This window comes from Rhizobium sp. CBN3, from assembly GCF_030518245.1.
Classification (GTDB): domain Bacteria; phylum Pseudomonadota; class Alphaproteobacteria; order Rhizobiales; family Rhizobiaceae; genus Rhizobium; species Rhizobium aethiopicum_A.
On the sequence record NZ_JAULSE010000078.1, the window covers coordinates 1 to 1,169 of the forward strand.

Genomic DNA, 1,169 nt, shown 5'->3' on the forward strand with positions numbered 1-1,169 from the left:
TTGCCGGCATAGATCGGCCGCTTGAAGGTATCGGCGGAGACGACCTCGATGATCTCCGAGACCTGGGCGACGTCGAGCAGTGCCGCCACCCGCGGCAGCACCGTCTTGCCGACCGAGGTGGCGGCCGAGACGATCGTGTCGTAGGAATCGGCGAGCGAGACGATCAGATCGGCCAGCGGCTCGGCGAGATTGTTGGCAAGCGCGTCGCTTTCGGCCAGCAGCACCTTGGAGACGCCGGAAAGTTTTGCCGCCGCATCGGCCGCGGGCTTGGCGCCTTTGCCGGCGACGAGGATATGAATATCGCCGCCAATCTGGCTTGCCGCGGTCAGCGCCTTGGCGGTCTGGTCGGAGAGGTGATGGCCGTCATGGTCGGCCACAAGAAGAATGGTCATGATAGTTGCTCCTGTTCCAGCCCGATTACAGCACGCCGGCTTCGTTCTTCAGCTTGTCGACGAGTTCGGCGACCGACTTGACCTTGACGCCGGCCTTGCGGCCACTTGGCTCCTCGGTCTTCAGCACCTTCAGCCGCGGCGTCGTGTTGACGCCGAAATCGGCAGGGCTCTTCTTGTCGAGCGGCTTCTTCTTTGCCTTCATGATGTTCGGCAGCGAGGCGTAACGTGGCTCGTTCAGTCTGAGGTCTGATGTGATGACCGCCGGCAGCTTGATCTCGATCGTCTGCAGGCCGCCATCGACTTCGCGGGTGACCTGCGCCTTGCCGTCACCGATCTCGATCTTCGAGGCGAAGGTCGCCTGGGCCGAGCCCAGCAGCGCCGCCAGCATCTGGCCGGTCTGATTGCTGTCGTCGTCGATCGCCTGCTTGCCGACGATGATCAATCCCGGCTGTTCGGCATCGGCCACCGCTTTCAGGATCTTGGCCACAGCGAGCGGCTCGACTTGCTCGTCGGTCTCGACCAGGATCGCCCGGTCGGCGCCCATGGCGAGCGCCGTCCGCAGCGTCTCCTCGGCCTTGGCAGGGCCGATCGATACCGCCACCACTTCTTCCGCCTTGCCGGCTTCCTTCAATCTCAGCGCCTCTTCCACCGAGATCTCGTCGAACGGGTTCATCGACATCTTCACATTGGCAAGCTCGACACCCGTGCCATCCGGCTTAACCCGGATCTTCACGTTGTAGTCGACTACCCGCTTGACGGGCACGAGAATCTTCATGG

The 1,169-nt window shown here is 63.0% G+C and carries 1 protein-coding gene and 1 pseudogene; both read right to left on the bottom strand.

What is annotated here, in order from left to right:
• Nucleotides 1-392, bottom strand: a pseudogene (locus QWJ46_RS30995) (electron transfer flavoprotein subunit alpha/FixB family protein); the annotation flags it as partial.
• 25 nt (nt 393-417) lie between these two features.
• The gene (locus tag QWJ46_RS31000; RefSeq protein WP_302756355.1) at nt 418-1,167 is read right to left on the bottom strand and encodes an electron transfer flavoprotein subunit beta/FixA family protein; all 750 of its coding nucleotides are present in this window, start codon (nt 1,165-1,167) and stop codon (nt 418-420) included.
• Nucleotides 1,168-1,169: the final 2 nt, after the last annotated feature.